This is a genomic window from Micromonospora globispora (assembly GCF_003857015.1).
GTDB classification, from domain to species: Bacteria; Actinomycetota; Actinomycetes; order Mycobacteriales; family Micromonosporaceae; genus Micromonospora; species Micromonospora globispora.
Genome location: NZ_QGGF01000370.1, coordinates 1 through 1,927, shown reverse-complemented (window position 1 = coordinate 1,927; position 1,927 = coordinate 1). Strand labels below are relative to the sequence as shown.

The 1,927-nt window shown below is 74.0% G+C and carries 2 protein-coding genes; both read right to left on the bottom strand.

What is annotated here, in order from left to right; genetic code table 11:
- Positions 1 to 145 precede the first annotated feature (145 nt).
- Positions 146 to 475, bottom strand: coding sequence for a YbaB/EbfC family nucleoid-associated protein (locus DKL51_RS18770; RefSeq protein WP_109947363.1), 330 nt, complete (start codon positions 473 to 475; stop codon positions 146 to 148).
- 134 nt (positions 476 to 609) lie between these two features.
- On the bottom strand, positions 610 to 1,869 hold the full coding sequence (locus DKL51_RS18765) for a hydroxymethylglutaryl-CoA lyase (protein WP_311768064.1): 1,260 nt from the start codon (positions 1,867 to 1,869) through the stop codon (positions 610 to 612).
- Positions 1,870 to 1,927: the final 58 nt, after the last annotated feature.

The window sequence follows — 1,927 nt, the reverse complement described above, 5'->3', positions numbered from 1 at the left end:
GCCGGTGCAGGGCGCGGCCGCCCCGGCGGCGTGGGCGCCGAAGGCGGGGTGGGCCGGGTCGCTGGCGGTCACCGTGTGCGCGAGGGTGGCCAGGGTGGCGCCCGCCTCGTCGAGCCGGGCGGCCAGGGCGCGGAGGGACTCCATGTCACGCCCCCGCGAGCGGCCGGTACGCCGCGAAGGTCTCGTTGTGCAGCTTCTCCCGGGCCCACTGCGCCGCATCGGCGGCCGCCGTCACCGCGGCGTGCACCGAGCCGGCGACGTCCCGCGGATGGCGGGTGTGCAGCGGGCCGAGGAACCGTACGTCGGTGATCCGCCCACCGGCGGTCACCACCACCTCGACCAGCCCGTCCGGCGAACGGACCGTGACCTCGACCGTCGTCACCGCCTGGTCGAACTCGGCCTGCAGCGACTCGATGCGGCGGTAGCGCCGCACCGCCTCCTCGATCCAGGCCTCGTCGATCTCCCCGTGCGGCATCGGCGGACTCCTCCCCGGCAGACCCCTCACTGAGCGTGCCGCCACCGTCACGCGGCACACCGGACCGTACCGCACGTCAATCGCGCGTGTCGATGCCCTGTGGATAACGCCGGTCGCGACCGCCCGACGGCGGATCAGCCCTTCCAGAGGGCGAGCATCATCGCCTCCACCGCGATCCGCGGCTTGACGTTCGCCTCGATCGCCGCCCGGCACTCCAGCACCGCCTCCAGCCGGCGCAGCGCCCCCTCGGCGTCCCACTTCTGCGCGCCCGCCTCGGCCAGCGCGGCGGTGTCGGTGTGCACCGGCGCGACCGGCGCCCGCAGCGCCATCGTCAGCGCGTCCCGGTAGAAGCCGGCCAGGTCGACCAGGGCCCGGTCGAGGGCGTCGCGCTGAGCCCGGGTGGCCCGCGACTTCTGCCGCTTCTCCAGGTCCTTGAGCTGCCCGGCGGCACCGCGCATCGCGCCGGCCGCACCCCGCCCGGTGCCGCCCGCGCCGAGCGCGGTCTGCAAGGCCGCGCGTTCGGTCTCGTCGATCTCCGCCACCGCCGCAGCGGCCTCCGCCTCGGCCGCCTCGATCAGCGCGTCCAGGTCGATGCCGGTGTCGATCCCCATGTCGTGCAGCATGTGCACCGCCTCCTCGGTGGCCAGGTTGCCGCTGGCCCCCGGGGCGTACGGGCAGCCACCGAGGCCGCCGACGCTGGCGTCGAACTCGGTGATCCCGAGCTCCATGGCGGTCAGCAGGTTCGCCAGCGCGGTGCCCCGGGTGTTGTGGAAGTGCAGCAGCACCGGGATGTGCGCGTTGCGGTCGCGTACCGCGGTGACCAGCTCGCGGACCCGGCGCGGGGTACCCATGCCGGTGGTGTCACCGAAGGCCACCCGGTCGGCGCCGTCGCGAACCACCCGGTCCACGATGCCGGCCACCCGCTGCGGGTCGACGTCCCCCTCGTACGGGCAGCCGAAGCTGGTCGCCACGATCACCTCCGCTCGGGCGCCCGCGCCGTGCAGCAGGTCGATCAGCTCGGCGATGTCGTCGAGGGACTCCTCGGTCGACCGGTTGACGTTGCGCCGGTTGTGCGTGTCGCTGGCCGAGACCACCACCTCGATCTCGGTGAAGCCGGCCGCCAGGGCCCGCTGCGCGCCCCGGGTGTTCGGCACCAGGGCCGAGTAGCGCACGCCCTCGGCCTTCGCGGCCCGCTGCCACACCTCGTCCGCGTCGGCCATCTGCGGGATCGCCTTGGGGTGCACGAAGGAGACCGCTTCGATCCGCTGCACGCCGGTACGAGAGAGCGCGTCGAGGAGACGCACCTTGGCGTCGGTCGGGATCGGCTCCTCGTTCTGCAGCCCGTCGCGCGGCCCGACCTCACGGATGGAGACGAAGTCCGGCAGTTCCGTCATTAGGGGTCACCTCACTGTGACGCGATGCTGTGCTGGGTGCCCTCCAGCCTCCCACCCC